Raw genomic sequence first — 24,565 nt, forward strand, 5'->3', positions numbered from 1 at the left:
GCAGCCGCAGGTCGACAATGCAGCACTACTAGATGTGCCGATGATCTCACTGTCGGGAGTCAACAAACACTTCGGACCGCTGCACGTACTGAACGACATCAACCTCGAAGTGGGCCGCGGCCAGGTCGTCGTGGTGCTCGGCCCGTCGGGTTCGGGCAAGTCCACGTTGTGCCGCACGATCAACCGGCTGGAGACCATCGACTCCGGCAGCATCGCGATCGACGGTCAGGCGCTGCCGGCCGAGGGCCGCAAATTGGCCCAGCTGCGCTCCGATGTCGGCATGGTGTTCCAGTCCTTCAACCTGTTCGCGCACAAGACGATCCTGGAGAACGTCACGCTGGCGCCGGTGAAGGTGCGCCGGAAGTCCAAGGCCGAAGCACGCGAGAAGGCGATGGCCCTGCTGGATCGCGTCGGGGTGGCCAATCAGGCCGACAAGTACCCGGCCCAGCTGTCGGGTGGTCAGCAGCAACGCGTGGCCATCGCGCGCTCACTGGCCATGAACCCGAAGGTCATGCTGTTCGACGAGCCCACCAGCGCCCTGGACCCCGAGATGATCAACGAGGTTCTGGCCGTGATGACCTCGCTGGCCGGCGAGGGCATGACGATGGTGGTGATCACCCACGAGATGGGCTTCGCCCGCCGGGCATCCGACCGGGTGGTGTTCATGGCCGACGGCGCCATCGTCGAAGACGCACCACCGGCCGAGTTCTTCGACAACCCGAAATCCGATCGCGCCAAAGATTTTCTCGGCAAGATTCTCCATCACTGACGCTCCGCACTGACGCTGCACCCGAAAGGAACCCGAACATGCCATTCGTGCCGTTCAAGTTGGTCGGTACCCTCGCGCTCGCGATCGCCCTCCCCTTCGCCGCGACGGCCTGCGGCGGCGGCGGCGGTGACTCCAGCAAGATTGTCATCGGCACCAAGTACGACCAGCCCGGGCTCGGCTTGAAGAAGCCCGACGGCACGATGTCCGGCTTCGACGTCGACGTGGCCAAGTACGTGGCCAATGAACTCGGCTACCCCGAGGACAAGATCGAGTGGAAAGAAGCCCCCTCGCCGCAGCGCGAGACGCTGATCCAGAACGGTCAGGTCGAGTACATCGTGGGGACCTACTCCATCACGGACGCACGCAAGGAGAAGGTCGACTTCGCCGGCCCGTACCTGCTCACCGGGCAGAGCCTGCTGGTCCGCGCGGACAACACGGACATCACCGGGGCAGCTTCGCTGGAGAACAACAAGAAGCTGTGCTCGGTGTCGGGTTCGACCCCGGCCCAGCGGATCAAGGACGAGTACCCGAAGGTGCAGTTGCAGCAGTACGACACGTACACGCTGTGCCTGGATGCGCTCAAGAGCGGTGCCGTCGACGCGTTGACCACCGATGAGGTGATCCTGGCCGGGTACGCCGCGCAGAGCCCGGGCACCTTCAAGATCGCCGGTGACACCTTCTCCGAGGAGCGCTACGGCATCGGCCTGAAGAAGGGCGACACCGAGTTGCGCAACAAGATCAATACCGCGCTCGAGAAGATGGAGTCCAGCGGCGCCTGGAAGGAAGCGTTCGAGCGCAACCTCGGCCCCGCCGGTATCCCCACCCCGGCACCGCCCGCCGTCGACCGCAACTGATCCGGAGACAGCGCACCGACTGTGGAGATATTCGACGCATACCGCGATCAGATATTCGCGGCGTTCTGGACCACCATCCAGCTCACGGTGTACTCCGCGATCGGTGCGCTGATCCTGGGCACGGCGCTGGCCGCCATGCGCCTGGCGCCGGTGCCGGTGCTCAACTGGCTCGGCGCCGCGTACGTGAACGTCATCCGCAACACTCCCCTGACCCTGATCATCGTGTTCTGTGCACTCGGGGTCGGGCAGACACTGCGGATCACCCTGGTCGACCCGCATTCACCGACATCGATCGCCGACAGCAACTTTCGCCTGGCGGTGCTCGGATTGACGGTCTATACCGCGTCTTTCGTTTGCGAGACGGTGCGCTCCGGGGTCAACACGGTGCCGATGGGTCAGGCCGAGGCGGCCCGGTCGCTGGGTTTGTCCTTCGGGCAGAACCTGCGATTGATCCTGCTGCCGCAGGCATTTCGCGCTGTGATCATCCCGCTCGGATCGGTATTGATCGCGTTGACGAAGAACACCACAATCGCGTCGGCGATCGGCGTGGCGGAAGCCGCATTGTTGATGAAGGAGATGATCGAGTCGACCGCCGCCGTGCTCACCGTCGGTGCCATCATGGCCGCCGGTTTCATCCTGCTGACATTGCCCCTGGGGCTGCTGTTCGGGTGGTTGGGTAAGCGACTGGCGGTGGCGCGGTGATGAGCGCTTGCGCGAAGAACGGACGAGCACGATGAACGCATCGGTCCTGTTCGACGCCCCGGGGCCGCGGGCCCGGGCACGCAACTTCGTCCTGGCTGTGCTGGCCGCGTTCGGCGCAATCGCACTGATCGTGTTCGTGCTGTACCGGCTCTGGGAAAGAGATCAACTCCAGCCCGAGAAGTGGAAACCGTTCCTCACCTCGGATCTGTGGATCACCTACGTCCTGCCCGGTGTGCAGGGAACGCTGACCGCGGCGGCGGTGTCGATCGTTTTTGCCCTGATACTGGGCATGGTGCTCGGCGTCGGCCGGCTGTCCCCTGTTCCTCCGATCCGATGGGTCAGCAGTGTCATCGTGGAGTTCTTCCGCGCGGTGCCGGTGCTGATCATGATGCTGTTCGCGTTCTTCCTCTTCGGCATGTACGACGTGTTCCCGTCCAAGTACATCGCGCTGGCCGGAGTGGTCACCGGACTGACGCTCTACAACGGGGCGGTGATCGCCGAAATCGTTCGAGCCGGCGTCCACTCCCTTCCCCGTGGGCAGCAGGAGGCCGCGTGGTCGCTGGGAATGACGTGGACGCAGACCATGCGCCTGATCCTGTTGCCACAGGCGATCACCGCGATGCTGCCGGTACTGGTTTCGCAACTGGTCGTGGTGCTCAAGGACACCGCCATCGGTTACCAGATCACCTTCGTGGAGATGGTGCGTCAGGGTACGAACATCGGATCGGCCTACGGCAACATCCTGCCCGCTCTGATCGTCATCGCGATCCTGATGATCAGCGTCAACATGGCGTTGTCGTCGTTGGCCACCAGGATCGAGCGGCGCCTGCGTCGTTCCAGCCGCGGACCCGCACCGCTGGAGGCCGAGGCCGTCGAGCAGGAAGGCGCACCGGGCGCACAGGTGTTGCACACCCAACGCGACTGATCACACCCGGCGGCGCTCGCGTTCGCCGGCCAGCTCGACGCTGACGACGTCGAAGGCCATCGACTGGTTGTAGCCGCGGCGAGCCAGCATGCCGACCAGCCTGCGGGTCACCTTCACGTCGCCGTCATCGTCGTCGAGCCGCTCGCGGCGTAGTTTGTCACGGACCAACTGCTCGGCCCGTTGCCGTTCGGCAGCCGGGTCCAGGTCGGCCAGCGCCGCGTCGATGACGTCGTTGTCCACGCCCTTCTTGCGAAGCTCAACAGCCAAGGCGCGCTTACCTTTTCCCGCGTTGGCGTGCCGGGACCGCACCCACTGCTCGGCGAAGTCCTCGTCATCGATCAGGCCGACCTGGGTGAGCCGGTCGAGCACCTTGGCACTGAGGTCCTCTTCGTAACCCCGTTTGGTGAGCTGTTCGGTCAACTCGGCGCGGGTGCGGGCCCGTACGGTGAGCAGGCGCAGGCAGACATTCTTGGCCTGCTCCTCACGTTTGCGAGGATCTTGCGCCTGCTCCCCCTCGGGCGGACCCGACGGCTCAGAAATCAACCGGGGCGGGAAGGACTTCATCTGCCTTCGCCTCGGCCGTCACGACAGCACCGATGCCGAGCTTTTCCTTGATCTTCTTCTCGATCTCATTGGCGACATCGATGTTCTCCAGCAGGAACTTGCGGGCGTTCTCCTTGCCCTGGCCCAGCTGCTCACCCTCATAGGTGAACCAGGACCCGGACTTGCGGATGAAGCCGTGCTCGACGCCCATGTCGATGAGCGAGCCTTCACGGCTGATGCCGTGGCCGTACAGGATGTCGAACTCGGCCTGCTTGAACGGCGGCGAGACCTTGTTCTTGACGACCTTGACGCGGGTCCGGTTACCGACCGCGTCGGTGCCGTCCTTGAGCGTCTCGATGCGCCGGACGTCCAGACGGACCGAGGCGTAGAACTTCAAAGCCTTACCACCCGTGGTGGTTTCGGGCGAACCGAACATCACGCCGATCTTCTCGCGGAGCTGGTTGATGAAGATCGCGGTGGTGCCCGAGTTGTTCAGCGCACCGGTCATCTTGCGCAGCGCCTGGCTCATCAGGCGGGCCTGCAGACCCACGTGGCTGTCACCCATCTCACCCTCGATCTCGGCGCGGGGCACCAGGGCTGCCACCGAGTCGATCACCAGGATGTCCAGCGCGCCCGAGCGCACCAGCATGTCGGCGATCTCCAGCGCCTGCTCGCCGGTGTCGGGCTGGCTAACCAGCAGTGAATCGGTGTCCACCCCGAGCTTCTTGGCGTACTCGGGATCCAGGGCATGCTCGGCGTCGATGAACGCCGCGATGCCGCCGGCGGCCTGGGCGTTGGCCACCGCGTGCAGCGCCACAGTGGTCTTACCCGAGGATTCCGGGCCGTAGATCTCGACCACGCGGCCGCGCGGCAGGCCGCCGATGCCGAGTGCCACATCCAGGGAAATCGAACCGGTGGGGATCACCGAGATCGGCTGGCGCACCTCCTCGCCGAGGCGCATCACCGAGCCTTTACCGAAGTTCTTGTCGATCTGGGCCATCGCCAGTTCGAGCGCTTTTTCGCGATCCGGGGCCTGGGGCGCCATGAGGGTCTCCGTCCTAGTGATGTTCGGTGATCGGTTTCGATCAGTTGGCCGTGACGCTAGAGGCAGCCACTGACAAGTCGGCTTGACCAGCATCTCGCCATCGCATGTCGACCACAGTAGACGAACACGTGTTCGATTCAAGTAGACACGCCGTACGTGCACTCAAACCGGCCTATCGTGGGAGCATCCGGCCCGGAGACGGGGCAGCGATGCACGAGATGGCGATCACCCAGAGTGTTGTCGACGCGGTGTGTGAGCACGCCGCAGGTCGCCGTGTGCACAGCGTGAAGCTCGAGGTGGGCGCGTTGTGCGCGGTCGTCCCGGACTCCATGCTCTTCTGCTTCGACCTGGTCACCCAGGGCACGGTGGCCGATGGCGCCCGCCTCGACCTCGACATCCACCCGGGAGCGGCACACTGCCGCAGCTGCGGAGCGCAGTTCGACCTGCCCGATCTGATCCTGTTGTGCCCGTGCGGAAGCGCCGACGTCGAGGTGACCGCCGGCCGGGAACTGCGGATTCTCTCGATGGAAGTGAGCTGACATGTGCGCAACCTGCGGCTGCGGTCAGGACGGAGCCGTCATCACCCTGGCCGGTCATGACCATCCCCACGATCACGAGCATCCCCACGACCATTCCCACGGCGACCACGACCACGGCAACCACGACCACGGCGACCACCAGCACACCGAGACCATCTCGCTGGAACAGAAGGTGCTGGCCAAGAACGACCTCATCGCCGAGCAGAACCGGCAGTGGCTGGCCGAACGCGGCATCCTGGCGCTCAACGTCACCAGCTCGCCGGGAGCGGGCAAGACGACGCTGCTCGAACGGACCATCCGTGAGCTCGGCGCGACCCGCACGGTGACGGTGATCGAAGGAGACCAGGAGACGCTGCTCGATGCCGACCGGATCCGGGCCGCGGGAGCACGCGCGGTTCAGGTCAACACCGGCGCGGGGTGCCACCTGGACGCGGCGATGACCCGCCGGGCGCTCGAAAGCCTCGACCCCACCCCGGGGTCGGTGCTGTTCATCGAGAACGTCGGCAACCTGGTCTGCCCGGCATTGTTCGATCTCGGCGAACACAGCAAGGTCGTAGTCGTATCGGCCACCGAAGGCACCGACAAACCCTTGAAGTATCCGCACATGTTCGCCGCGGCGGGCCTGGTGATCATCAACAAGATCGACCTGCTCCCCTACATCGACTTCGACGTCGAAATCTGTTGCCGCCATGCACGATCCGTCAATCCCGACGTCACGATCCTGCCGACGTCGGCGACCCGCGGCGACGGCCTCGACGCCTGGTATGCCTGGGTTGACGCACAGGTAAACACTGCCGCACCGGGCTAACCCGTTGACAAGACAACCACCCAGGAAACTATCCCGGAGTTTGAGGTCTCAAGCAGGCTGCGCGCGGCTAAGCTCGAGCCATTGGGGCCGTCAGCCCTGGCCCCGGAAAGCTGTGACCTATGCCAACCGAGGCAGCAGTCAAAGCAGAAGAGGCACTGATCCACGTGCTGTGGATCAACGCCGGTCTGAGTTGTGATGGCGATTCGGTGGCGTTGACTGCCGCCACCCAGCCGAGCATCGAGGAGATCGCCCTCGGGGCGCTTCCCGGTCTGCCCAAGATCGCCGTCCATTGGCCCCTGATCGACTTCGAGTGCGGACCGAGCGGGGGCGCCGACGATTTCCTGTCGTGGTTCTTCAAGGCCGAACGAGATGAACTGGAGCCCTTCGTCCTGGTCGTCGAGGGATCGATCCCCAACGAGCAGGTCAAAGAAGAGGGTTATTGGTGCGGGTTCGGCAACAATCCCGCGACCAACCAGCCGATGACCACCAGCGAATGGCTGGACCGGCTCACACCCAAGGCCACGGCCGTCGTCGCGGTCGGTACCTGCGCCACCTACGGCGGCATCCACGCGATGGCCGGTAACCCGACCGGCGCGATGGGCGTGCCCGACTATCTCGGTTGGGACTGGAAGAGCAAGGCGGGCATTCCGATCGTCTGTGTTCCCGGCTGCCCGATCCAGCCGGACAATCTGGCCGAGACGCTGACCTACCTGCTGTACATGGCCACCGACCAGGCCCCGATGATCCCGTTGGACGAAGAGCTACGCCCTACGTGGCTGTTCGGCAAGACAGTCCACGAGGGATGCGACCGGGCCGGCTATTACGAGCAGGGCGACTTCGCGACCGAATACGGATCGCCGAAATGCATTGTGAAACTGGGCTGCTGGGGACCTGTGGTCAAATGCAACGTCCCAAAGCGCGGCTGGATCAACGGCATCGGCGGTTGCCCGAATGTCGGTGGCATCTGCATCGGGTGCACGATGCCGGGATTCCCGGACAAGTTCATGCCGTTCATGGACGAGCCGCCGGGCGGCAAGGTGTCGACCGCGGCGTCGGGCCTCTACGGCTCGGTCATCCGCAGCCTGCGGCACGTCACGGGCCACACCGTCGACAAAGAGCCCAAGTGGCGGCATCGCGGTACGAAGCTCGAAACCGGAGCCACCCGCACCTGGTAGACCGGGCGGACCGCCGGTTCGTCAGCACCCGACCGCGACGCCATCGCGTACGTCGGAGCCCGTTGTCTTACAGACGTTTACACGAAAGTGAAGTTCGATGACCGGAACAATAATTCCCGAGCCGTCCCAAGTGAAGCGCGAGCCCGGTCAACTGGTGGAGATGGCCTGGGATCCGATCACGCGCATCGTCGGCAGCCTCGGCATCTACACCAAGATCGACTTCGAGAACCGCGAGGTGGTCGAGTGCCACAGCACCTCGTCGATCTTCCGCGGTTATTCGATCTTCATGAAGGGCAAGGACCCTCGCGACGCGCACTTCATCACCAGCCGCATCTGCGGTATCTGCGGGGACAATCACGCGACCTGTTCGTGCTACTGCCAGAACATGGCCTACGGGGTCAAACCCCCGCATCTGGGCGAATGGCTGGTCAACCTCGGCGAGGCCGCGGAATACATGTTCGACCACAACATCTTCCAGGAGAACCTGGTCGGCGTGGACTACTGCGAGAAGATGGTGTCCGAGACCAACCCGAGCGTGCTGGCCAAGGCGGAGAACACCGCGGCACCACATGCCGACGCGCACGGCCACCGCACGATCGCCGACATCATGCGCGCGCTCAACCCGTTCACCGGTGAGTTCTACCGAGAGGCACTGCAGGTCAGCCGGTGGACCCGGGAGATGTTCTGCCTGATGGAAGGCCGCCACGTGCACCCGTCGACGCTCTACCCGGGCGGCATCGGGACGACCGCGACGATTCAGCTGATGACCGACTACATGACGCGGCTGATGCGCTATGTCGAGTTCATGAAGAAGGTCGTGCCGATGCACGACGATCTCTTCGACTTCTTCTACGAAGCCCTGCCCGGCTACGACAAGGTCGGCCTCCGGCGCACCCTGCTGGGATGCTGGGGATCCTTCCAGGATCCCGAGGTCTGCAACTTCGCCTACAAGGACATGGAGCGCTGGGGCGACGCCATGTTCGTCACCCCCGGTGTGGTGGTGGATGGCAAGTTGCTGACGCATTCGCTGGTCGACATCAACCTCGGGATACGAATTCTGTTGGGCCACAGCTACTACGATGACTGGACCGACCAGGAGATGTTCGTCAAGACCGATCCGCTCGGCAATCCGATCGACCGGCGCCACCCGTGGAACCAGCACACCAATCCCAAGCCGCAGAAGCGCGACTTCGACGAGAACTACAGCTGGGTCATGTCGCCACGGTGGTTCGACGGCAAGGACCATCTCGCCCTCGACACCGGCGGCGGCCCACTCGCGCGGCTGTGGTCCACCGCGCTGGCGGGCATCGTCGACATCGACTACGTCAAGGCCACGGGCAGCAGTGTCCAGATCAACCTGCCCAAGACCGCGCTCAAGGGCCCGGTCGAGCTGGAGTGGAAGATCCCCGCCAAGGGCAGCAACACAATCGAACGCAATCGGGCCCGCACGTACTTCCAGGCGTACGCCGCCGCCTGCGCGCTGCACTTCTGCGAGAAGGCGCTCGTCGAGATCCGTGCCGGCCGCACCAAGACCTGGGAGCCCTTCGAGGTTCCCGACGAGGCCATCGGGTGCGGCTTCACCGAAGCGGTGCGCGGGGTGCTGAGCCATCACATGGTCATCCGCGACGGCAAGATCGCGAACTACCACCCGTATCCGCCGACACCGTGGAACGCCAATCCGCGCGACAGCTACGGCACCCCCGGCCCGTACGAGGACGCGGTGCAGGGCCAGCCGATTTTCGAGGAGAACGATCGGGAGCATTTCAAGGGCATCGACGTCATGCGGACGGTGCGCAGTTTCGATCCGTGTCTGCCCTGTGGGGTGCACATGTACCTGGGCAACGGAAAGTCGTTGGAGCTGATGCACTCCCCCACTCAATCCGCCACCGGGGAATGACATATGACGCCCGCCGCCGATCCAGTCCCGGACCTCCCCGAGCAAGACGCACGATGGCGCACGGCGGGCGATCGCATCGAGAACCTGCTGCAGGCCTGCGCCGCAGGCGGTTCGGTGGCCCTGGATCGCGCCGAACAACTTGTCCGGGAGGTGACCGATCTCTACGGCGCCGCCCTGGCCCGGATGCTGCAGATCGCCGCATCCACCGATCCCGCAGTGGCCGATGCCGTCGCCGCTGATGATCTGGTGGCCAGTCTGCTGCTGGTGCACGGTCTGCATCCGCATCCGGTCGAGCGGCGCATCGCCGATGCGCTCGACGGCGTACGCCCGTATCTCGGATCGCACGGGGGCGATGTCCATCTCCTGGAAGTCGCACCGCCGGTCGTCCGGCTGCGGTTCGCCGGAAGCTGTAAGAGCTGCCCTTCCTCGGCGATCACCCTCGAATTGACCATCGAGGACGCGATCATGGCGGCCGCGCCCGAGATCTCGACGATCGACGTCGTCACCGATGATCCGGCGACGCATGTGATCCCCGCCGAGTCGTTGTTGGCCCGGCTGCACGACGACAGCCGTCGGCACGCCACCTGGCAACCCGTTCCCACCCTTGCCGAGCTCGCGCCCGGGGAGGTCGGGGGTTTCTCTGTCGCCGGTGCCGCGGTGCTGGCCTGCCGGGTCGGCGACGAGATCCTCGCCTACCGGGACGGCTGCCCGGATTGCACCCGCGAGTTCGCCGGCGCCACACTGACCGGCACCGTGTTGCATTGTCCGCATTGCGGTTCGGGTTTCGACGTGGTGCACGCGGGTATGGCGGTCGGCGACGCGACCGGCCCTCACCTGGAACCGGTTCCCGTGCTGCTCCGTGACGGCGTGCCGGCGATGGCGGTTGCGGAGGAGGTCGCATCGTGACCGGCCCGCTGGACGTGCTGGCCCGCATCCGGGCGAACCGGGATGCGCCGCAGCCGATCGGCGAGCAGTGTGAGATGTGTTCGGAACCGATCGCCGACGAACACCAGCACGTGGTCAATGTCGAAGACCGCCAGTTGCTGTGCGTGTGCCGCGGCTGCTATCTCCTGTTCACCGACACTCAGGCCGAGTTGCGCTACCGCGCGGTCCCCGATCGCTACCTGAGGTTTCCCGACTTCGCAGTGGGACGACGGGAATGGGAGTCGCTGCAGATCCCGGTCGGGCTGGCATTCTTCTTCCGGAACTCGGCACTGGGCCGCGTGGTCGCGTTCTACCCGGGTCCGGCGGGAGCCACCGAATCCGAACTCGACCTCGACACCTGGAATTCCGTCCGCGACACCGACCCCAGGGTCGATCTGCTGGCCGAGGACACCGAGGCGTTGATGGTCCGGGTCCCGGACGACCGAAACTGGTCGCTGTCGTGTCATCTGGTGCCGGTCGACGCCTGCTACGAGTTCGTCGGCCGGCTGCGAACACTGTGGCGCGGTTTCGACGGCGGACAGGATGTGCGCAGCTATGTCGACGAGTTCTTCGGCATTCTCGACGGCCGCGGCAAGCTGGTGCCACGATGACCGGGCCCGCGACGACGGCGGTGACGTTCGCCGTTCTGGACATCGCGCCGGAACCGTATGCGGTGACGCCGATCTTGACGGCGAGGGTGGGTGTGGCCGCGGTGGGCGAGGATCCGGTGCACGCCATCGCGCTGCGCTGCCAGGTGCGCATCGAACCGCTGCGACGCAGCTACACCGAAGCGGAGGCGGCCGGCGTACTGGACCTGTTCGGCCCCCGCGAACGCTGGGGCACCACGCAGCGCAACTTCCTCTGGCAGCACAGCACCGCCATGATTCCCGGGTTCACCGGCAGCACCCAGGTCGAGCTGCCGCTGGAATGCACCTACGACCTGGAGGTGGTGGGCGCCAAGTACCTGCACGCACTCGATGACGGCATGGTTCCGCTGCAGTTCCTGTTCAGCGGAACCGTTTTCACCCGCGGTACGCGCGGCTTCGCGGTGCAGCAGGTGCCGTGGGACCGCGAAGACCATTTCGACATGCCTGTTGCGGTGTGGCAACAGCTGATGGCGCAGCATTTTCCCGACACCGGCTGGCTACGGCTTCGCCACGACACGCTCACCGAGCTGGCCAATTACAAGGCACGCTGGGGCATGTTGTCGTTCGAGGAAGCGATCGACAATCTGCTGACACGGCAGGAAATCCGATGAGCGGCAATCTGGATCAGGTCCTCGCGGTCGCCGATGCCGTGCTGTACGAGGGCTACCTGCTCTATCCGTACCGTGCCGACTCGCGTAAGAACCAGTCCCGCTGGCAGTTCGGCGTACTCGGCCCGACCGACGCCGAACGCACCGGTATCGGAGAAGACAGCTCGCTGTCCGCCCAGCTTCTGGTGCGCGGCCACGGGCGCCCGACGGTCTCGGTCATGGTCCGGTTCCTGCAGCTGCAACGCCGAACCGCCGAACGCCTCCGTGACGACGGCAGCTTCGAGCCGGTCGGTCAACTCACCACCGCAGACCAGTCCTGGCTCAGCTGGGACGAGGCGGTAGAACACCAGATCACCTTCGGACCCTTCGATGTCGCCGATCTGGAGGCGCCGCGGACGCTTCCCATGGTGGTGCGACCGGGTACCGATGTCGAGAACGTCGACGGTGGCCGGATTGTCCGCCGCCGTCGCGAGTTGCACGGTGAGTTCGCCATCGCCGCCGAAGCCGACGCGGGCTTGGCCCTGGCTCACGATGACGGTACGCAACTGTGCCGCAGCGGCGCTGGACAAGGACGATGCGATCGCGGTCTCGCTGATCGGCACGCACCTGATCGCAGAGGTGACCGATGGTGACTTCGTCTCATTGCTGGAGCCCGATGAGTCGGCCGTCGCTCCGGTCTCGCGATGCAGGCGGCACCGCTGCTTCCCGGTACTCGCCGGGCCGCCTGGCACGCGCGACACGATGCTGGTTTCGCCGATCATCCTTTACGACCACCCCGAGATCGCCGAACAGAGCCAGGGCGATCTCTTCGACTCGTGCGAGATCGACGAGATCCTGACGCTGAGGGTGATGACGATGACCGACGAGGAGAAAGCCAGCGCCCGCGCCACCGATCCCCGGGCGGCCGCGATCATCGACCGCTGTGACTCGATGTCCCCCGAGGCGATGCTCGACCTGCACGGTGTCCTACGCGATCCGCACGCCGCCACTGAGGGCCTGATTCCGCAGATTCCCGACGGTATCGACTGGTGGGACCCCCGGGCCGACAACGCCGTCGATCCCACCGTGGATGCGGTCCTGATCAACGGGGTGCGCGTCTGCCGCGGCAGCCGGGTGCGGTTGCACCCGTCGCGGCGCGCCGACGCTCAGGACATCTTCTTCGCCGGCCGCATCGCACAGGTGGCCTCGGTCCACGAGGACGTCGAGGGCGAGCGGCACATCGGCGTCGTGCTCGACGACGACCCGGCCGCGGATCTGCACGCGTGGTACGGCCGCTATCTGTACTTCGCCGCCGACGAAGTAGAGCCATTGGCGCAGTGAGAGGAGTTCGAGATGGAAGTTGTGGGTTGGATCGCTGTCATCGCCGTCGGGGCCGTCGTGGCCGCAGGGGTACTGGTCGGAGTCCGGTCGATCCCCGACGCCCGGCGTTACCTGAAGATGCGGCGGATGTGACGGGCGAGGTGCGATCACGTCTTCAGTTCTGGTAGCCGGCATCGGCAATATCTTTCTCGGTGACGACGGATTCGGTCCCGAGGTGATGCGGCATGTGCCGCCTGGCCTCGCAGGTCCGGGTATTCGGCTGTGCGACTACGGGATTCGAGGCGTGCACCTGGCCTACGATCTGCTCGACGGCTGGGATGCCCTCGTACTGGTCGACGCGTTGCCGTGCCGGGGCCGCCCGGGCACGCTGCACGTGTTCGAGGCTGATCGTGAAAGCTTCTCGGGCGCTCCGGGTCTGGACGCACACGCGATGGACCCAGCGGCGGTGTTCGCCAGCATGCGGGCGCTCGGCGGCAGCCCGCCGTACACCGTCGTGGTCGGTTGCGAGGTGGCCACCGTAGCTGACGGTATCGGGCTCTCGCAGCCCGTCGCGGACGCGGTTCCCGGTGCCGTGACGGCGGTGGAAGCCGCCGTGGCACGGTTGTCGGCCCCGGTCAGGGAGGGTTGAGTCATGTGCCTCGGAATCCCCGGCCAGGTGGTCCGGATGCTCCCGGGATACGGCGACCAACTCGCCCTCGTCGACGTCGCGGGCGAGCACCGCAAGGTCAACATCGGCATGCTGCCCGACGAGACCTTCTCCCCCGGCGACTGGGTGATCATCCACATGGGTTTCGCGGTCGAGAAGACCGACCACGCCGGCGCCGAGGCAGCGATGCAGGGCCTGGAGCTGCTGGGGCGCGGCCGCACCACCGAGGTACCACCGTGACCGCGCGGCGCCGGCTGCGGATCGGCGTACACGGAGTCGTGCAGGGCGTGGGCTTCCGGCCGTTCGTCTACACCACGGCGGCCGCGCTCGGGCTGACCGGGTGCGTCCGCAACGACAGTTCCGGCGCCGTCATCGAGATCGAAGGTGCCCCCGGCGATCTCGAGGCGTTCCTGCACCGGCTGCGCCACGACCCGCCCGTCCTGGCGGTGATCGAGTCGACAGAGACCCGGCCGATACCCGTCCGCGGCGGCACCGGATTCACGATCGCCGATACCTTCAGGGCCGGCGGCGGTCGCACCCTGGCCTCCCCAGACGTGGCAATGTGCCCGGAATGTACTGACGAGCAACGTGATCCGTCCAATCGCCGGTACCGCCACGCCTTCATCAACTGCACCAACTGCGGGCCCAGGTTCACTATCATCGCCTCACTGCCGTATGACCGCGGTGCCACCACGATGGCGCGCTTCGCCATGTGTGCCGAATGTGCCCGTGAGTATGCCGATCCGGCCGACCGCCGCTTCCACGCGCAGCCGGTGTGCTGCCCGAACTGCGGCCCGACGTTGCAGTGGGACGACGAATCCGGTGCGCTCACCGGCGAAGCCGCGCTGCGGCGGGCCAGGCGCCTGCTGACCGACGGAGCGATCCTCGCGGTCAAGGGCATCGGCGGCTACCACCTCGCCTGCGACGCCGCGAACGCCGCCACGGTCATTGAACTTCGCCGGCGTAAACGCCGGGGCGACAAGCCGTTCGCGGTGATGGTTCCCGACCTGCCCACCGCCCGCCAGATCGCCGAGGTCGACGACACCGCGGCCCGGGTGCTGCGCGGACCGCAGCGGCCGATCGTTCTGCTGCCCCGCGCGACCGGTGCACCGGTCGCCGAATCGGTGGCGCCCCGCAACCCCGACCTGGGCATCCTGCTCGCCTACACGCCACTGCACACCCTGCTGTTCGGGCTCCCCGGCGATCCGCCCGGCCCGAGGGTTCTGGTGATGACGTCGGCCAATCTCAGTGGCGAACCGATCTGTTTCTCCGATGACGACGCGCGGCGCCGGCTGTCACACATCGCTGACGGCCGGCTGATGCACGACCGCGAGATCCTGGTGCCCTGCGACGATTCGGTGGTCCGGGTCGCCGACGGCGACGAGCTGGCCATCCGCAGATCCCGGGGGTACGCGCCGCTGCCGGTCGCCCTGCCGGTCGCGGTGCCGCCGACCCTGGCGGTCGGCGCCGACCTCAAGAACACCGTCGCGGTGGCCGACCACCGGTACGCCTGGCTGAGCGCCTACATCGGCGACATGGACAGTCTGGCCACGTTGTCGGCGTTCGAGCGCGCAGTCCACCACCTGGAGGCACTGGCCGGCGTCGAACCCGAAACCCTGGTCTGCGACGCGCATCCGGGATACCGGTCCAGCAACTGGGCGCATCGCAACGCCGGGTCCCACCCGGTGCGGACGGTCCAGCATCACCACGCCCATATCGCCTCGGTGATGGCCGAACACGGCCTGGACGGCACGCGGCAGGTGCTCGGATTCGCCTTCGACGGAACGGGATACGGTCCCGACGGCACAGTGTGGGGTGGCGAGGTGCTGGTCGCCGACTACAAGGGCTTTCGGCGGGTTGCCCATCTCACGCAGGTCCCGATGGCCGGCGGTGACATCAGCGTGCTGCGCCCCTACCGGATGGCACTGTCCCACCTGTGGGCCGCCGGGCTGCCGTGGGATCCCGACCTGCCGCCGGTCCGCGCATGTCCCGACGACGAACTCCGGACCCTGACGCATCAACTGGCGACCGGTTCCGGCTGCGTCGCGACGTCGAGCATGGGCCGGTTGTTCGACGCGGTGTCGGCGTTGATCGGGGTGCGACAGACGGTTGCCTACGAGGCTCAGGCCGCCATCGAGCTGGAAGGCATCTCGCGTGGCGCAGCGGCGGGCGCTCGCCGGTATGCGTTCGAGGTGGACTCCGGCGCATCACCCGTCGGCATCGACCCGGCGCCCGTGCTGGCGGCGATCATCGCCGACCTGGGCGCCGGCGTGACACCGGCGGTGATCGGTGCCCGATTCCACCACGCTGTCGCCGGCCTCATCGTCGACCTGGCGCTCGCACTGGTGGATGCGAACGGCTGCGCGGGGCAGCCCGTGGCATTGTCCGGCGGGGTTTTCCAGAACCTCCTGCTGCTGCGCCTGACCTTGGCAGGACTGCGTCGACATGGCCTGGAAGTGATCACCCATCACCGGGTGCCCCCGAACGACGGCGGCATCGCCCTGGGCCAGCTGCTGGTCGGGAATGCGGGGTGAAGCCATGACCGCACTGCCGACACAGCAACTGCCCGCCGGATACCGGCTGTTCGCCCGATACGCCTTCCCGCCCAACGAACTCGGGTACTGCGGTCCCGCGGGTCCGGAAGCGCAGCCCGGGGACAACCCGGCCGAGTTTTCCTCACATGCAAGGGAATTCGACGGCGCATGGCCCTATCTGCACGCCATCGCCGAGGCGATCGGGGCCGACCCGCTGGACGCCGAGGTGGTTCGGGGCTATTGGGTCGGCGGAGCGCTCCTGGACCGGGTGGATCCGGGCATCCTGCTGACCCAGTTGCACGCGGCGTTCCAGGGTCAGGTGACCGGAGGGCTCGACAGCGTGTCCGCTGACGGGACGACTGCCGGCGCGGTACTGGCCCACCACAGCTTCCACGTGTTCGTGGTGTACCCGTGGATCCGGTTCCTGGACCGGGATCCGGGCACCGCGTTGAAGGTTCTCCAGAACTGCCGGATTCGTTGGGGCACAGTCGCAGCGATCGAGAATGAGCATGTCGTCGTCGAGTCCTGCCCGTTGGTGCTGGACGACGGTCGCCTCACGATCGGTGCGCCCGTCACCGAACGGGTCCGGTGGAGCCGGGACGGAAAATCCCTGACGAACATGCCCGCACCGGGTGACACCGTGTCCGCGCACTGGGATTGGGTGTGCGACACGCTGACGCCCGGCGAGGCCACGGCGCTGGCCGACGCCACCCGGGCCACCCTCGACCTGGTCAACACAGGAGGTCGACCATGAGTACCACGACACCGGCCGTCAGCACACCGACCGTCACCGGGCCTCCGGGTGCGCCCTTCGTGGACGCGGACCTGGCCGCCGATCTGGCCGCGGCAGCACTGGATGTGGCCCGAAAGTTCCACGACGGCGCCACGCTCTGGGTCATTGCGCCCCAATGGGAACCCCACGCCCATCACGTGGCCGTCGAGTTCGTCCACCCGGTCATCGTCGGCAAGCGCGCGCTGCCCTCGGTCGCGCTGGTCGAACCCGATCCGGTGGCCCAGGCCAGGGTCGCCGGCCAGCCCGGAGATCTGCTCCTGGCGGTGGCCTCGGCCGACCAGCCGGCGGCGGTCGATGCCATGCGGCGGGCCGCCGCATGGGGTGTCACGACAGTGTGGATCGGCTGCGGCCCACGCCCTCCCGCCGGTGCCGCCCACCACGTCCTGTGGGTCGATTCCGACGACCCGATGGTCCCGGCCACCGGCCGGTTCGTCCTGATCTACCACCTGTTGTGGGAGCTCACCCATGTGTGCTTCGAACATCCCGGCCTGTTGACGCCCGCGCCCGAGGATACCGGTCCGGCCTGCGTCACCTGCGGTGACGAAGGCCGTCTGGCCGAAGTCGTGATCGCCCCTGCCGAAGCCGGCGGGCGGGCACTGGTCCGTAGTGCTGCCGGCGAGGAATGGGTGGACAGCGCCATGCTCGAACAGGTCACCGTCAACGACCTGATCCTGATACACGCGGGGACAGCGATCGCCCTGCCACCGGAAGGCAGGTGAAGTCATGACCGACACCGAGAGCACCGGCTTCCTCTATCCGTTCATCGAATCCGAAGAGACCGACGTCCGAGCGCTGCTCGACGACCTGGCAACCTCGGCACGCGGCAAGGCCACCGAAAGCGCACGGCTGCAACAGGAATCACTACAGGAGTACACCGAAGGCCTGAACGCGGCCGGGGCCGCCATGGCCGACCGCTTCCTGCGCGGGGGCCGCCTGTACACCCTGGGAAACGGTGGCAGCTCCACCGACGCGGCCACCCTGGCCTCCCTGTTCAGCCGGCCAGCAAGGGGAAGACCGGTGGCGGCCTGGTCACTCGCCGCCGACGAGGCGGTGGTCACCGCGCTGGGCAACGACGTGGGTTTCGACCTGATCTTCAAACGCCAGATCATCGCTCACGCCCGCGATCGCGACATCGCCATCGCACTCTCGACGTCGGGTAACTCCGAAGACCTCATGACGGCCATCGACGAGGCCAAGTTGCGCGGCGTGCTGACCATCGGATTCTCGGGGCACGACGGCGGACGGATGGCGATCGTGGCCGGGGAGTCCGGGGATCTGGACTTCTGTTTCACCGTGCACAGCCAGAGCATTCACCGTATCCAGGAGAGCCACGCGATGCTCGGTTATCGGCTGTGGACAGTGGTGCAGGACCACATGGCACGGGCGTACGCATCATGAGCACCGTCGCCGCCTCGACCGCAGCCCAACGCGAGGACCGCGTGCTGGACCGAATCGAGAAGTTCCGGCAGCGGCGCCCGCGCCTGATCGACGAGGTCGTGACCCTGGCGCACGGCGCCGGCGGGAAATCGTCGGCAGCACTGGTCGATGCGGTCTTCGTCGAGGCGTTCCGCAACCCCGAGCTCGAACAGCTCGGGGACGCCGCCCTGCTGCGCACCCCGTCCGGTGACACGCTGGCGTTCTCCACCGATTCGTATGTGGTTGCGCCCCATCGCTTCCCGGGCGGTTCGATCGGGCACGTCGCCGTACACGGAACCATCAACGACCTGGCGGTCTCCGGCGCCCGCCCGCAATGGCTCTCGGCAGGCTTCGTCATCGAGGAGGGCTTCGCCATCGCGGAGTTGCGTGAGATCGTCGCCGACATGAGCGAGGCCGCCGCGCGGGCCGGAGTCCAGATCGTCGCGGGGGACACGAAAGTCGTCGGTAAGGGCGCCGCCGATGGCATGTACATCTGCACCGCCGGAGTCGGAATCGTGCCGGCGGGCAGACGGTTGTCGCGGGATCACGTCCGCACCGGGGACCGGGTCCTGCTCTCGGGCACGATCGGCGACCACGGAATGGCGGTCATGCTCGCCCGCGGTGACCTGGCCATCGACGCCGACATCGCCTCTGACACCGCACCTCTGCACGAACTCGTCGAGATCCTGCTGGCCGCCGCGCCATCCACCCGCTGGATGCGCGACGCCACGCGCGGAGGTGTCGGCACGGTGTGCAACGAGCTGGCCAAGGACTCACCGTTCGCGGTGATCCTCGACGAGGACCGCATTCCCATCGAGCCGCAGGTCGCGGGTGCCTGTGACCTACTGGGCATCGACCCCCTCTACGTCGCGAACGAAGGAAAATTCCTCGCGATCGTCCCGGCCGACGAGGCTGACGCCGCGGTCACCGCGCTGCGCGCGCATCCACAGGGCGCCCGGGCCACGGTGGTCGGCGAGATCGTCGCCGAGCCGCCCGGGATCGTCGCGCTGCGTACCGCTTTCGGCGGCAGCCGGATCGTCGACATGCTCGTGGGCGATCCGCTCCCCCGGATCTGCTAGGTGAAAGGAGCAGTCCCATGTGTCTGGGCATTCCCGGCCAGGTCGTCGACATCGTCGACGCCGAGGCCCACCTCGCCAAGGTCGATGTCAACGGGGTACGCCGGGTCATCAGCGTGCGTCTGCTCGCCGACGACAACCTGCGGGTCGGTGACTGGGTACTGGTGCACGTCGGGTTCGCGATGGCCAAGATCGACGAGCGCGAAGCGACGCTGACGCTCGATCAGGTCCAGAAAATGGGCGCCGACTACACGACGGAGATCGACGCCTTCAATTCCTCCGAAATCGCCTGACGCAAAGAGGTGTCCGCATGAAGTTCGTCGACGAATTCCGGGACCCGGCGGCCGCCCGTGCCCTGGTGAAAGCGATCACCGAACTCGCCGACGGCGACGAGTTCAAGTTCATGGAGGTCTGCGGCGGCCACACCCACACCATCTACCGGCACGGCATCGAGCATCTGCTCCCGGAATCGATCGAACTGGTCCACGGGCCCGGATGCCCGGTGTGCGTGATCCCCATGGGCCGGGTGGACGACGCGATGTGGCTGGCCGAACGGCCCGGCGTCATCTTCACCACGTTCGGCGACATGATGCGGGTGCCCGGGTCCAACGGCAACCTCATCGAGGCCAAGGCCCGCGGCGCCGACATCCGGTTCGTCTACTCACCGCTCGACGCGCTCAAGATCGCCCGTGACAACCCCGAACGCCATGTGGTGTTCTTCGCGGTCGGGTTCGAGACGACGGCGCCGTCCACCGCCGTCACGCTGGTGCGCGCCCGTGCACTCGGCGTCGACAACTTCAGCGTGTTCTGCAACCACGTCACGATCGTCCCGCCGATCAAGGCCATCCTGGAGTCACCCGACCTGCGGCTTTCAGGCTTCCTGGGGCCAGGTCACGTCTCGACCGTGGTGGGTTTGCGCCCCTACCGCTTCGTCCCAGCCGTCTACCACAAGCCGATCGTGGTGGCGGGCTTCGAACCGCTCGACATCCTGGCCTCGGTACACATGCTGCTGCGCCAGATCCGCGACGGCCGCTGCGAGGTGGAAAACCAGTACACCCGTGTGGTCCGGCCGGAAGGCAACACGGCGGCACTGAAACTGATGGCCGAGACCTTCGAACTACGGCCGCACTTCGAATGGCGCGGGCTCGGCTTCATCTCGCAGAGCGCGCTCAAGATCCATCCCGACTACGCCGGCTACGACGCCGAGCTGATCTTCGAGATGCCCGGGGTGCGGGTGGCCGATCCCAAGGCCTGCCAGTGCGGTGAGGTGCTCAAGGGCGTCATCAAACCGTGGGAGTGCAAGGTGTTCGGGACGGCCTGCACGCCGGAAACCCCGATCGGTACCTGCATGGTGTCCCCCGAGGGCGCCTGCGCGGCCTACTACAACTTCGGCAGATTGCATCGCGAAACCGCGCAGCTGTTGCTGCGGCATTAGCGATACGGGATCAACGACGCCAGTTCGGAAAGTTGTCGAGATCCCGCAGCGTCAACACGAACCCGAATGCGCCGACGGCGACGGCCAGGAAATATCCCAGCGCCGCCTGCCATCCGGCCAAGGTCGACGCCACCAGCCAACACAGCAGCACCGCTGCGATCACCAGCAGAACGCCGTAGAGCGGCGTCCGCATCGGATGATCACCGAGACCCATAAGTCCGGTATACGCCGAAAGTACGGGCGGGAAAAGCCCCGGCCGGCCGGTGAGGCTCAGCGCATCGTCACCCGTGACCGTTCACCACTGATCGCGCGGGACGTCGAAGTCCGCGCACAGCGCCCGCCACACACTGCGCGGCTCCACCCCATCCTCGATGGCCTGTGCGGCCGTACGGCCGTCGAGAGCACTGAGCACGTGGTCGACGAGCAGCGAACGACCCCGCATCGCGCCGAACTGGCCTTCGACGAGCTCATTGAATTCGGTCAACCGCACGGGCCCAACCTACCGAGTGCCGGCAAGTGCGTCATGGCACACCCGTACCGGATCTGCCACCTCGGCCAGCGAGGAGCCGGCGCGCTGCGCGGCCGCACGGTAGGACGAAGACCCGAGCACGGTGCCGACCGCAGCGGTCAGCGCCTCTCCGGATAACGGCCGCACCAGTTGCGCACTACCCTGGCGCACAACACGATTGGCGATCTCCCACTGATCTCCGCCGCCCGGCACCACCACCATCGGCACGCCGGCCAGCAGCGCCTTGGACACCAAGCCGTGTCCACCGCCACAGATCACCAGATCGGAGTGCGACAACAGCTCGTCCTGGCGGCCGAGGCCCACCGCCGCCCACGGTGGTACCTCTACATCGGCTCCGCCCAGTCGCGATACCACCACACGGGCACCCTCGGGCAACGTCTCGCCCGGGCGCAGCGACTCCAGGGCGAGTTCGGCCATCCCCTGCGTCCCGGTGGTCGCGGTGGACGGCGCCACCATCACCACCGGCCCCGAACCCGGTGGCACGGCGAGCACCGCGTCGGTGGGCTCGAAATGCAGCGGACCCACCACCACCGCCTCGGCAGGCCAATCCGGGCGGGGCACCTCCAACGCCGGCAGGGTGGCGATCAACCGCCGCAACGGGCCGGGGTCCTGCGCCGACAGGCCGATGTCCACCCGTACGGCGGCCCGCTCGGCGGCGCCGGACCGCACAGACCTCGCGGTCAGCGCCCGCATGACGGTGTCGCGCAGCCGTCCGCGCAGGCCGACACCGGGGGCCAGCCCGCTGCCCAACGGCGGCAACCCCTTCGACGGCAGATACAGCGGATGCGGACTGAGCTCGACCCACGGCAACCCCAGCAGCTCGGCAGCCAGCCCGCCACAGGCCGTGATCACGTCGGAGACCACGAGATCCGGCCGCAATTCACTCAGGACGGGCACGTTGAGCTGCGCCATCCGCCCGGCACGCTGGTGGATCTTGGCCCCGGCATCGGCGTCGTCGTCGACATCGGTCGGATCGAGGCCGACGAGTTCGACGGCGTCGACGCCGGCCGCCCGCGCGGTGTCGAGCCACTGCACCCCGGTCAGCAGCGTCGGGACATCACCCGCGGCCAGGAACTTCAGGCACAACGCCAGGGCCGGGAAGGCATGTCCGGGATCGGGTCCGGCGACCACAGCTACGCGCACCGGCCTACCCTGCCACAGCGCTGCACCATTAGGCTGCGGGCATGGCTGACCAATCCACGACCGCTGCCGCGACCCAGACCGGCACGGTCGAGACCTTCCTCAACGCGTTGCAGGAGCAGGACTACGACACAGCCGAGAACGCGCTGGCGCAGAACCTCGTCTATCAGAACGTCGGTTTTCCGACCATCTATGGGCGCAACCGTGCGATCAAACTCTTCCGCTCGATGCCGAGCCGGATGGGCTTCGAGGTGAAGATCCACCGGATCGCCGCCGACGGTGCCTCGGTGATCACCGAGCGCACGGATGCCCTGACGTTCGGGCCGCTGCGCGTGCAGTTCTGGGTGTGCGGGGTGTTCGAGGTCTATGAGGGCCGAATCACCCTGTGGCGGGACTATTTCGACTTGTTCGACTTCACCAAGGCGACAGTGCGTGGCCTGGTCGGCGTGGTCGTGCCGTCGCTGCGCACGTCGCTGTAACCGCGATTCAGGCGCGGCGCAGCTGGCCGAGTTCGTCGAACGCCTGCGCCCAGCCCACCAGGCGATCGGTGGCACCGGTCAGCTCGCTGCGGTAGCGCTGCTGGGACAACGGCGATGCCGCACCCTGGCCGCTGTTCACCGTCGATACCAGTTGTGCTGCGGCAGTGACCATCTCGTTGTACTGCCGCACGCCCTGACCGAGCTGAGCGGTGAACGCGTTGATGGTCGGCACGAGATACTGGCGCGACTGCGGGGCGTTGCTGATCGCCCGCTCCATCGAGACCACCTCGGTCGCGGTGGCCGCCATGGTCCGCGCCGTGTGGTTGGCCACCGCGGCCAGCTCGCGCAGTTCGTCGGCCGGAAGCATCCGCCCGCGCTCCAACACACCGAGCAACGAGAACATGCCACGCTCGGAGGCCACCAGAGCCGCCATGGGTTGACGGGCAGCCGACCCCCACGGCGGTAACCGGCGCCCGGAGACCGGTCGCTGCGCCGGAAGCGGTTCCGCGCGCAGCCACCGGTACCGCAGCCAGAACAACGTCGCGGGGAAAGCCGCGCCGGCTGCGATCGCCCCGCTGATGATCAGGCCCCAGACCGGTGTGCTCCACGACGCCAACAGCGCCGTGACCAAAACCCAGAACACGCTGGACAGGGTGAAGAACACCCCGAAGCGCACCGCCCACCGCCGCTTGCGCAACAGCTTGGCGCGCGGATCGGCAGCCGCACTGAGCTTTTCGGTCAGAGCACCGGACAGATCGGCCGCGGTGTCGATAACCCGCTGCGCCAGCGATCTCCAGGCGTCCAGTCGACCGGTCTTGGTAGCCATGATCTACAACACTCGAATCACTATTGGCCGAGCGGGTTTTCGGGAGTGGCCGGGGTTTGGTTGGTCGCCGGGGCGGCTGGCGTCGCCGGAGCGGCGTCACCGCTGGGCAGGGCGTCGCCGCGCATCGAGGCGCGGATCTGTTCCAGCCGGGAGTGGCCGGCCATCTGGACGCTGGCCTGCTGCACCTCCATCATGCGGCCCTGCACAGAGTTCTGGGCCAGCTCGGCCTGGCCGATCGCGTTGGCGTAGCGGCGCTCGATCTTGTCCCGGACCTCGTCGAGACTCGGGGTGTTCCCCGGCGCGGCGACCTCGCTCATCGACCGGAGCGAGGCACTGACCTGCTCCTGCATCTTGGCCTGCTCCAGCTGCGACAGCAGCTTGGTGCGCTCGGCGATCTTCTGCTGCAGCATCATGGCGTTCTGCTCGACTGCCTTCTTGGCTTGCGCGGCCGCCCCGAGGGCCTGGTCGTGCAGCCCCTTGAGGTCCTCGACGCTCTGCTCGGCGGTGACGAGTTGCGCCGCGAACGCCTCGGCGGCGTTGTTGTACTCGGTGGCCTTGGCCGCGTCACCGGCGGCGGTGGCCTGGTCAGCCAGCGTCAGTGCCTGACGGACGTTGACCTGCAGCTTCTCGATGTCGGCGAGCTGGCGGCTCAGCCGCATCTCCAGCTGGCGCTGGTTGCCGATGACCTGGGCGGCCTGCTGCGTGAGTGCCTGGTGCTGGCGCTGCGCGTCCTCGATGGCCTGCTGGATCTGCACCTTCGGATCGGCGTATTCGTCGACCTTGGAGCTGAACAGCGCCATCAGGTACTTCCACGCCTTGACGAACGGATTGGCCATGAGTTCGTTCCGCCTTATCTGTCGGGCTTGTCAGGCCCTTGATGGGGCCTTGTCGTTCAGGTTGCCGCAATTTCCTCTGATGCCAACTTATCGGTTCCG

At 66.7% G+C, this 24,565-nt stretch carries 29 protein-coding genes and 1 pseudogene; 23 read left to right on the top strand and 7 right to left on the bottom strand.

Annotated elements, in window-relative coordinates; translation table 11 throughout:
* Positions 1 to 40: 40 nt before the first annotated feature.
* From ACNQVK_RS23490 to ACNQVK_RS23505, 4 genes are read left to right on the top strand one after another with little or no spacing between them, the layout of a single operon-like run.
* A complete protein-coding gene (locus tag ACNQVK_RS23490) occupies positions 41 to 769 on the top strand; it encodes an amino acid ABC transporter ATP-binding protein (RefSeq protein ID WP_044517819.1) in 729 nt (242 codons plus the stop codon).
* Between the two features lie 38 nt (positions 770 to 807).
* The gene (locus tag ACNQVK_RS23495) at positions 808 to 1,623 is read left to right on the top strand and encodes a glutamate ABC transporter substrate-binding protein (RefSeq protein WP_368574257.1); all 816 of its coding nucleotides are present in this window, start codon (positions 808 to 810) and stop codon (positions 1,621 to 1,623) included.
* 21 nt (positions 1,624 to 1,644) lie between these two features.
* The gene (locus tag ACNQVK_RS23500) at positions 1,645 to 2,325 is read left to right on the top strand and encodes an amino acid ABC transporter permease (protein ID WP_273732179.1); all 681 of its coding nucleotides are present in this window, start codon (positions 1,645 to 1,647) and stop codon (positions 2,323 to 2,325) included.
* Between the two features lie 31 nt (positions 2,326 to 2,356).
* On the top strand, positions 2,357 to 3,250 hold the full coding sequence (locus ACNQVK_RS23505; protein ID WP_418031445.1) for an amino acid ABC transporter permease: 894 nt from the start codon (positions 2,357 to 2,359) through the stop codon (positions 3,248 to 3,250).
* On the opposite strand, the gene recX is transcribed toward ACNQVK_RS23505, so the two are convergent.
* Both recX and recA read right to left on the bottom strand, forming a co-directional pair.
* Positions 3,251 to 3,814 (bottom strand): recombination regulator RecX, encoded by a 564-nt coding sequence (gene recX, locus ACNQVK_RS23510; RefSeq protein WP_273732181.1) that lies wholly within the window; start codon positions 3,812 to 3,814, stop codon positions 3,251 to 3,253.
* A complete protein-coding gene (gene recA, locus ACNQVK_RS23515) occupies positions 3,783 to 4,838 on the bottom strand; it encodes a recombinase RecA (protein WP_044517810.1) in 1,056 nt (351 codons plus the stop codon). Before recA ends, recX begins: the two co-directional genes overlap by 32 nt.
* A 209-nt stretch (positions 4,839 to 5,047) precedes the next feature.
* On the opposite strand from recA, the gene ACNQVK_RS23520 reads away from it, so the two are divergent.
* The 18 genes and pseudogenes from ACNQVK_RS23520 (at position 5,048) to hypD (ending at position 20,656) form a co-directional block, all read left to right on the top strand.
* Positions 5,048 to 5,377 (top strand): hydrogenase maturation nickel metallochaperone HypA, encoded by a 330-nt coding sequence (locus tag ACNQVK_RS23520; RefSeq protein WP_418034282.1) that lies wholly within the window; start codon positions 5,048 to 5,050, stop codon positions 5,375 to 5,377.
* A gap of 1 nt (position 5,378) precedes the next feature.
* Positions 5,379 to 6,185, top strand: coding sequence for a hydrogenase nickel incorporation protein HypB (gene hypB / locus ACNQVK_RS23525; protein WP_418031446.1), 807 nt, complete (start codon positions 5,379 to 5,381; stop codon positions 6,183 to 6,185).
* A 119-nt stretch (positions 6,186 to 6,304) separates the two neighbouring features.
* Positions 6,305 to 7,360 (top strand): hydrogenase expression protein HypE, encoded by a 1,056-nt coding sequence (locus ACNQVK_RS23530; RefSeq protein ID WP_090425278.1) that lies wholly within the window; start codon positions 6,305 to 6,307, stop codon positions 7,358 to 7,360.
* Between the two features lie 97 nt (positions 7,361 to 7,457).
* Positions 7,458 to 9,257, top strand: coding sequence for a nickel-dependent hydrogenase large subunit (locus ACNQVK_RS23535; RefSeq protein ID WP_044517803.1), 1,800 nt, complete (start codon positions 7,458 to 7,460; stop codon positions 9,255 to 9,257).
* A 3-nt stretch (positions 9,258 to 9,260) separates the two neighbouring features.
* On the top strand, positions 9,261 to 10,163 hold the full coding sequence (locus ACNQVK_RS23540) for a NifU family protein (RefSeq protein WP_418031447.1): 903 nt from the start codon (positions 9,261 to 9,263) through the stop codon (positions 10,161 to 10,163).
* Complete coding sequence (locus ACNQVK_RS23545) at positions 10,160 to 10,792, top strand: DUF5947 family protein (RefSeq protein WP_418031448.1); 633 nt, start codon at positions 10,160 to 10,162, stop codon at positions 10,790 to 10,792. The genes ACNQVK_RS23540 and ACNQVK_RS23545 overlap by 4 nt, the downstream gene beginning before the upstream one ends.
* Positions 10,789 to 11,439 (top strand): DUF6084 family protein, encoded by a 651-nt coding sequence (locus tag ACNQVK_RS23550; RefSeq protein WP_418031449.1) that lies wholly within the window; start codon positions 10,789 to 10,791, stop codon positions 11,437 to 11,439. The genes ACNQVK_RS23545 and ACNQVK_RS23550 overlap by 4 nt, the downstream gene beginning before the upstream one ends.
* A pseudogene (locus tag ACNQVK_RS23555) lies at positions 11,436 to 12,756 on the top strand (hypothetical protein). The gene ACNQVK_RS23550 and the pseudogene ACNQVK_RS23555 overlap by 4 nt, the downstream one beginning before the upstream one ends.
* Positions 12,757 to 12,768: 12 nt before the next feature.
* On the top strand, positions 12,769 to 12,888 hold the full coding sequence (locus ACNQVK_RS23560; protein ID WP_418031450.1) for a DUF6893 family small protein: 120 nt from the start codon (positions 12,769 to 12,771) through the stop codon (positions 12,886 to 12,888).
* A gap of 13 nt (positions 12,889 to 12,901) precedes the next feature.
* Complete coding sequence (locus ACNQVK_RS23565; RefSeq protein ID WP_418034284.1) at positions 12,902 to 13,384, top strand: hydrogenase maturation protease; 483 nt, start codon at positions 12,902 to 12,904, stop codon at positions 13,382 to 13,384.
* Between the two features lie 3 nt (positions 13,385 to 13,387).
* A complete protein-coding gene (locus ACNQVK_RS23570) occupies positions 13,388 to 13,642 on the top strand; it encodes a HypC/HybG/HupF family hydrogenase formation chaperone (protein WP_044517794.1) in 255 nt (84 codons plus the stop codon).
* The gene (gene hypF / locus ACNQVK_RS23575; protein WP_418031451.1) at positions 13,639 to 15,936 is read left to right on the top strand and encodes a carbamoyltransferase HypF; all 2,298 of its coding nucleotides are present in this window, start codon (positions 13,639 to 13,641) and stop codon (positions 15,934 to 15,936) included. Before ACNQVK_RS23570 ends, hypF begins: the two co-directional genes overlap by 4 nt.
* A 4-nt stretch (positions 15,937 to 15,940) precedes the next feature.
* On the top strand, positions 15,941 to 16,690 hold the full coding sequence (locus ACNQVK_RS23580) for a DUF6390 family protein (protein WP_418031452.1): 750 nt from the start codon (positions 15,941 to 15,943) through the stop codon (positions 16,688 to 16,690).
* On the top strand, positions 16,687 to 17,448 hold the full coding sequence (locus ACNQVK_RS23585; RefSeq protein ID WP_418031453.1) for a hydrogenase assembly protein HupF: 762 nt from the start codon (positions 16,687 to 16,689) through the stop codon (positions 17,446 to 17,448). The genes ACNQVK_RS23580 and ACNQVK_RS23585 overlap by 4 nt, the downstream gene beginning before the upstream one ends.
* A gap of 4 nt (positions 17,449 to 17,452) precedes the next feature.
* The gene (locus tag ACNQVK_RS23590) at positions 17,453 to 18,127 is read left to right on the top strand and encodes a D-sedoheptulose-7-phosphate isomerase (RefSeq protein WP_418031454.1); all 675 of its coding nucleotides are present in this window, start codon (positions 17,453 to 17,455) and stop codon (positions 18,125 to 18,127) included.
* A complete protein-coding gene (gene hypE, locus ACNQVK_RS23595; RefSeq protein WP_418031455.1) occupies positions 18,124 to 19,224 on the top strand; it encodes a hydrogenase expression/formation protein HypE in 1,101 nt (366 codons plus the stop codon). Before ACNQVK_RS23590 ends, hypE begins: the two co-directional genes overlap by 4 nt.
* Positions 19,225 to 19,241: 17 nt before the next feature.
* Entirely contained in the window at positions 19,242 to 19,514 is a 273-nt protein-coding gene (locus ACNQVK_RS23600; protein ID WP_044517788.1) for a HypC/HybG/HupF family hydrogenase formation chaperone, read from the top strand.
* Positions 19,515 to 19,531: 17 nt separating this feature from the next.
* Positions 19,532 to 20,656: a hydrogenase formation protein HypD gene (gene hypD, locus ACNQVK_RS23605; protein WP_418031456.1), complete on the top strand. Its 1,125-nt coding sequence runs from the start codon at positions 19,532 to 19,534 to the stop codon at positions 20,654 to 20,656.
* Positions 20,657 to 20,666: 10 nt separating this feature from the next.
* Here the strand turns inward: hypD and ACNQVK_RS23610 are convergent, their stop codons facing one another.
* The 3 genes from ACNQVK_RS23610 to ACNQVK_RS23620 form a co-directional block, all read right to left on the bottom strand.
* Positions 20,667 to 20,870: a hypothetical protein gene (locus ACNQVK_RS23610; RefSeq protein ID WP_090425264.1), complete on the bottom strand. Its 204-nt coding sequence runs from the start codon at positions 20,868 to 20,870 to the stop codon at positions 20,667 to 20,669.
* A gap of 81 nt (positions 20,871 to 20,951) precedes the next feature.
* Positions 20,952 to 21,146 (bottom strand): DUF3046 domain-containing protein, encoded by a 195-nt coding sequence (locus ACNQVK_RS23615; RefSeq protein WP_090425263.1) that lies wholly within the window; start codon positions 21,144 to 21,146, stop codon positions 20,952 to 20,954.
* 9 nt (positions 21,147 to 21,155) lie between these two features.
* Entirely contained in the window at positions 21,156 to 22,328 is a 1,173-nt protein-coding gene (locus ACNQVK_RS23620; RefSeq protein ID WP_418031457.1) for a glycosyltransferase, read from the bottom strand.
* Between the two features lie 41 nt (positions 22,329 to 22,369).
* On the opposite strand from ACNQVK_RS23620, the gene ACNQVK_RS23625 reads away from it, so the two are divergent.
* A complete protein-coding gene (locus ACNQVK_RS23625) occupies positions 22,370 to 22,804 on the top strand; it encodes a limonene-1,2-epoxide hydrolase family protein (protein ID WP_418031458.1) in 435 nt (144 codons plus the stop codon).
* A 7-nt stretch (positions 22,805 to 22,811) separates the two neighbouring features.
* Here ACNQVK_RS23625 and pspM read toward each other — a convergent pair whose 3' ends face one another.
* Positions 22,812 to 23,630, bottom strand: a complete 819-nt coding sequence (pspM, locus tag ACNQVK_RS23630) for a phage shock envelope stress response protein PspM (protein WP_418031459.1) — start codon at positions 23,628 to 23,630, stop codon at positions 22,812 to 22,814.
* A 20-nt stretch (positions 23,631 to 23,650) separates the two neighbouring features.
* The gene (gene pspA / locus ACNQVK_RS23635; protein ID WP_418031460.1) at positions 23,651 to 24,466 is read right to left on the bottom strand and encodes a phage shock protein PspA; all 816 of its coding nucleotides are present in this window, start codon (positions 24,464 to 24,466) and stop codon (positions 23,651 to 23,653) included.
* Positions 24,467 to 24,565: the final 99 nt, after the last annotated feature.

It is taken from the genome of Mycobacterium sp. 134 (assembly GCF_048282715.1).
Lineage (GTDB): Bacteria > Actinomycetota > Actinomycetes > Mycobacteriales > Mycobacteriaceae > Mycobacterium > Mycobacterium septicum.

Coding starts and splice junctions, on each gene's coding strand:
- hypB (WP_418031446.1), top strand. CDS start 5,379: ATGTGCGCAACCTGCGGCTGCGGTCAGGACGGAGCCGTCATCACCCTG.
- recX (WP_273732181.1), bottom strand. CDS start 3,814: ATGAAGTCCTTCCCGCCCCGGTTGATTTCTGAGCCGTCGGGTCCGCCC.
- ACNQVK_RS23585 (WP_418031453.1), top strand. CDS start 16,687: ATGAGTACCACGACACCGGCCGTCAGCACACCGACCGTCACCGGGCCT.
- pspA (WP_418031460.1), bottom strand. CDS start 24,466: ATGGCCAATCCGTTCGTCAAGGCGTGGAAGTACCTGATGGCGCTGTTC.
- recA (WP_044517810.1), bottom strand. CDS start 4,838: ATGGCGCCCCAGGCCCCGGATCGCGAAAAAGCGCTCGAACTGGCGATG.
- ACNQVK_RS23540 (WP_418031447.1), top strand. CDS start 9,261: ATGACGCCCGCCGCCGATCCAGTCCCGGACCTCCCCGAGCAAGACGCA.
- hypD (WP_418031456.1), top strand. CDS start 19,532: ATGAAGTTCGTCGACGAATTCCGGGACCCGGCGGCCGCCCGTGCCCTG.
- ACNQVK_RS23550 (WP_418031449.1), top strand. CDS start 10,789: ATGACCGGGCCCGCGACGACGGCGGTGACGTTCGCCGTTCTGGACATC.
- ACNQVK_RS23530 (WP_090425278.1), top strand. CDS start 6,305: ATGCCAACCGAGGCAGCAGTCAAAGCAGAAGAGGCACTGATCCACGTG.
- ACNQVK_RS23560 (WP_418031450.1), top strand. CDS start 12,769: ATGGAAGTTGTGGGTTGGATCGCTGTCATCGCCGTCGGGGCCGTCGTG.
- ACNQVK_RS23570 (WP_044517794.1), top strand. CDS start 13,388: ATGTGCCTCGGAATCCCCGGCCAGGTGGTCCGGATGCTCCCGGGATAC.
- ACNQVK_RS23610 (WP_090425264.1), bottom strand. CDS start 20,870: ATGGGTCTCGGTGATCATCCGATGCGGACGCCGCTCTACGGCGTTCTG.
- hypE (WP_418031455.1), top strand. CDS start 18,124: ATGAGCACCGTCGCCGCCTCGACCGCAGCCCAACGCGAGGACCGCGTG.
- ACNQVK_RS23625 (WP_418031458.1), top strand. CDS start 22,370: ATGGCTGACCAATCCACGACCGCTGCCGCGACCCAGACCGGCACGGTC.
- ACNQVK_RS23590 (WP_418031454.1), top strand. CDS start 17,453: ATGACCGACACCGAGAGCACCGGCTTCCTCTATCCGTTCATCGAATCC.
- ACNQVK_RS23495 (WP_368574257.1), top strand. CDS start 808: ATGCCATTCGTGCCGTTCAAGTTGGTCGGTACCCTCGCGCTCGCGATC.
- ACNQVK_RS23600 (WP_044517788.1), top strand. CDS start 19,242: ATGTGTCTGGGCATTCCCGGCCAGGTCGTCGACATCGTCGACGCCGAG.
- ACNQVK_RS23505 (WP_418031445.1), top strand. CDS start 2,357: ATGAACGCATCGGTCCTGTTCGACGCCCCGGGGCCGCGGGCCCGGGCA.
- ACNQVK_RS23520 (WP_418034282.1), top strand. CDS start 5,048: ATGCACGAGATGGCGATCACCCAGAGTGTTGTCGACGCGGTGTGTGAG.
- ACNQVK_RS23580 (WP_418031452.1), top strand. CDS start 15,941: ATGACCGCACTGCCGACACAGCAACTGCCCGCCGGATACCGGCTGTTC.
- ACNQVK_RS23490 (WP_044517819.1), top strand. CDS start 41: ATGATCTCACTGTCGGGAGTCAACAAACACTTCGGACCGCTGCACGTA.
- pspM (WP_418031459.1), bottom strand. CDS start 23,630: ATGGCTACCAAGACCGGTCGACTGGACGCCTGGAGATCGCTGGCGCAG.
- ACNQVK_RS23535 (WP_044517803.1), top strand. CDS start 7,458: ATGACCGGAACAATAATTCCCGAGCCGTCCCAAGTGAAGCGCGAGCCC.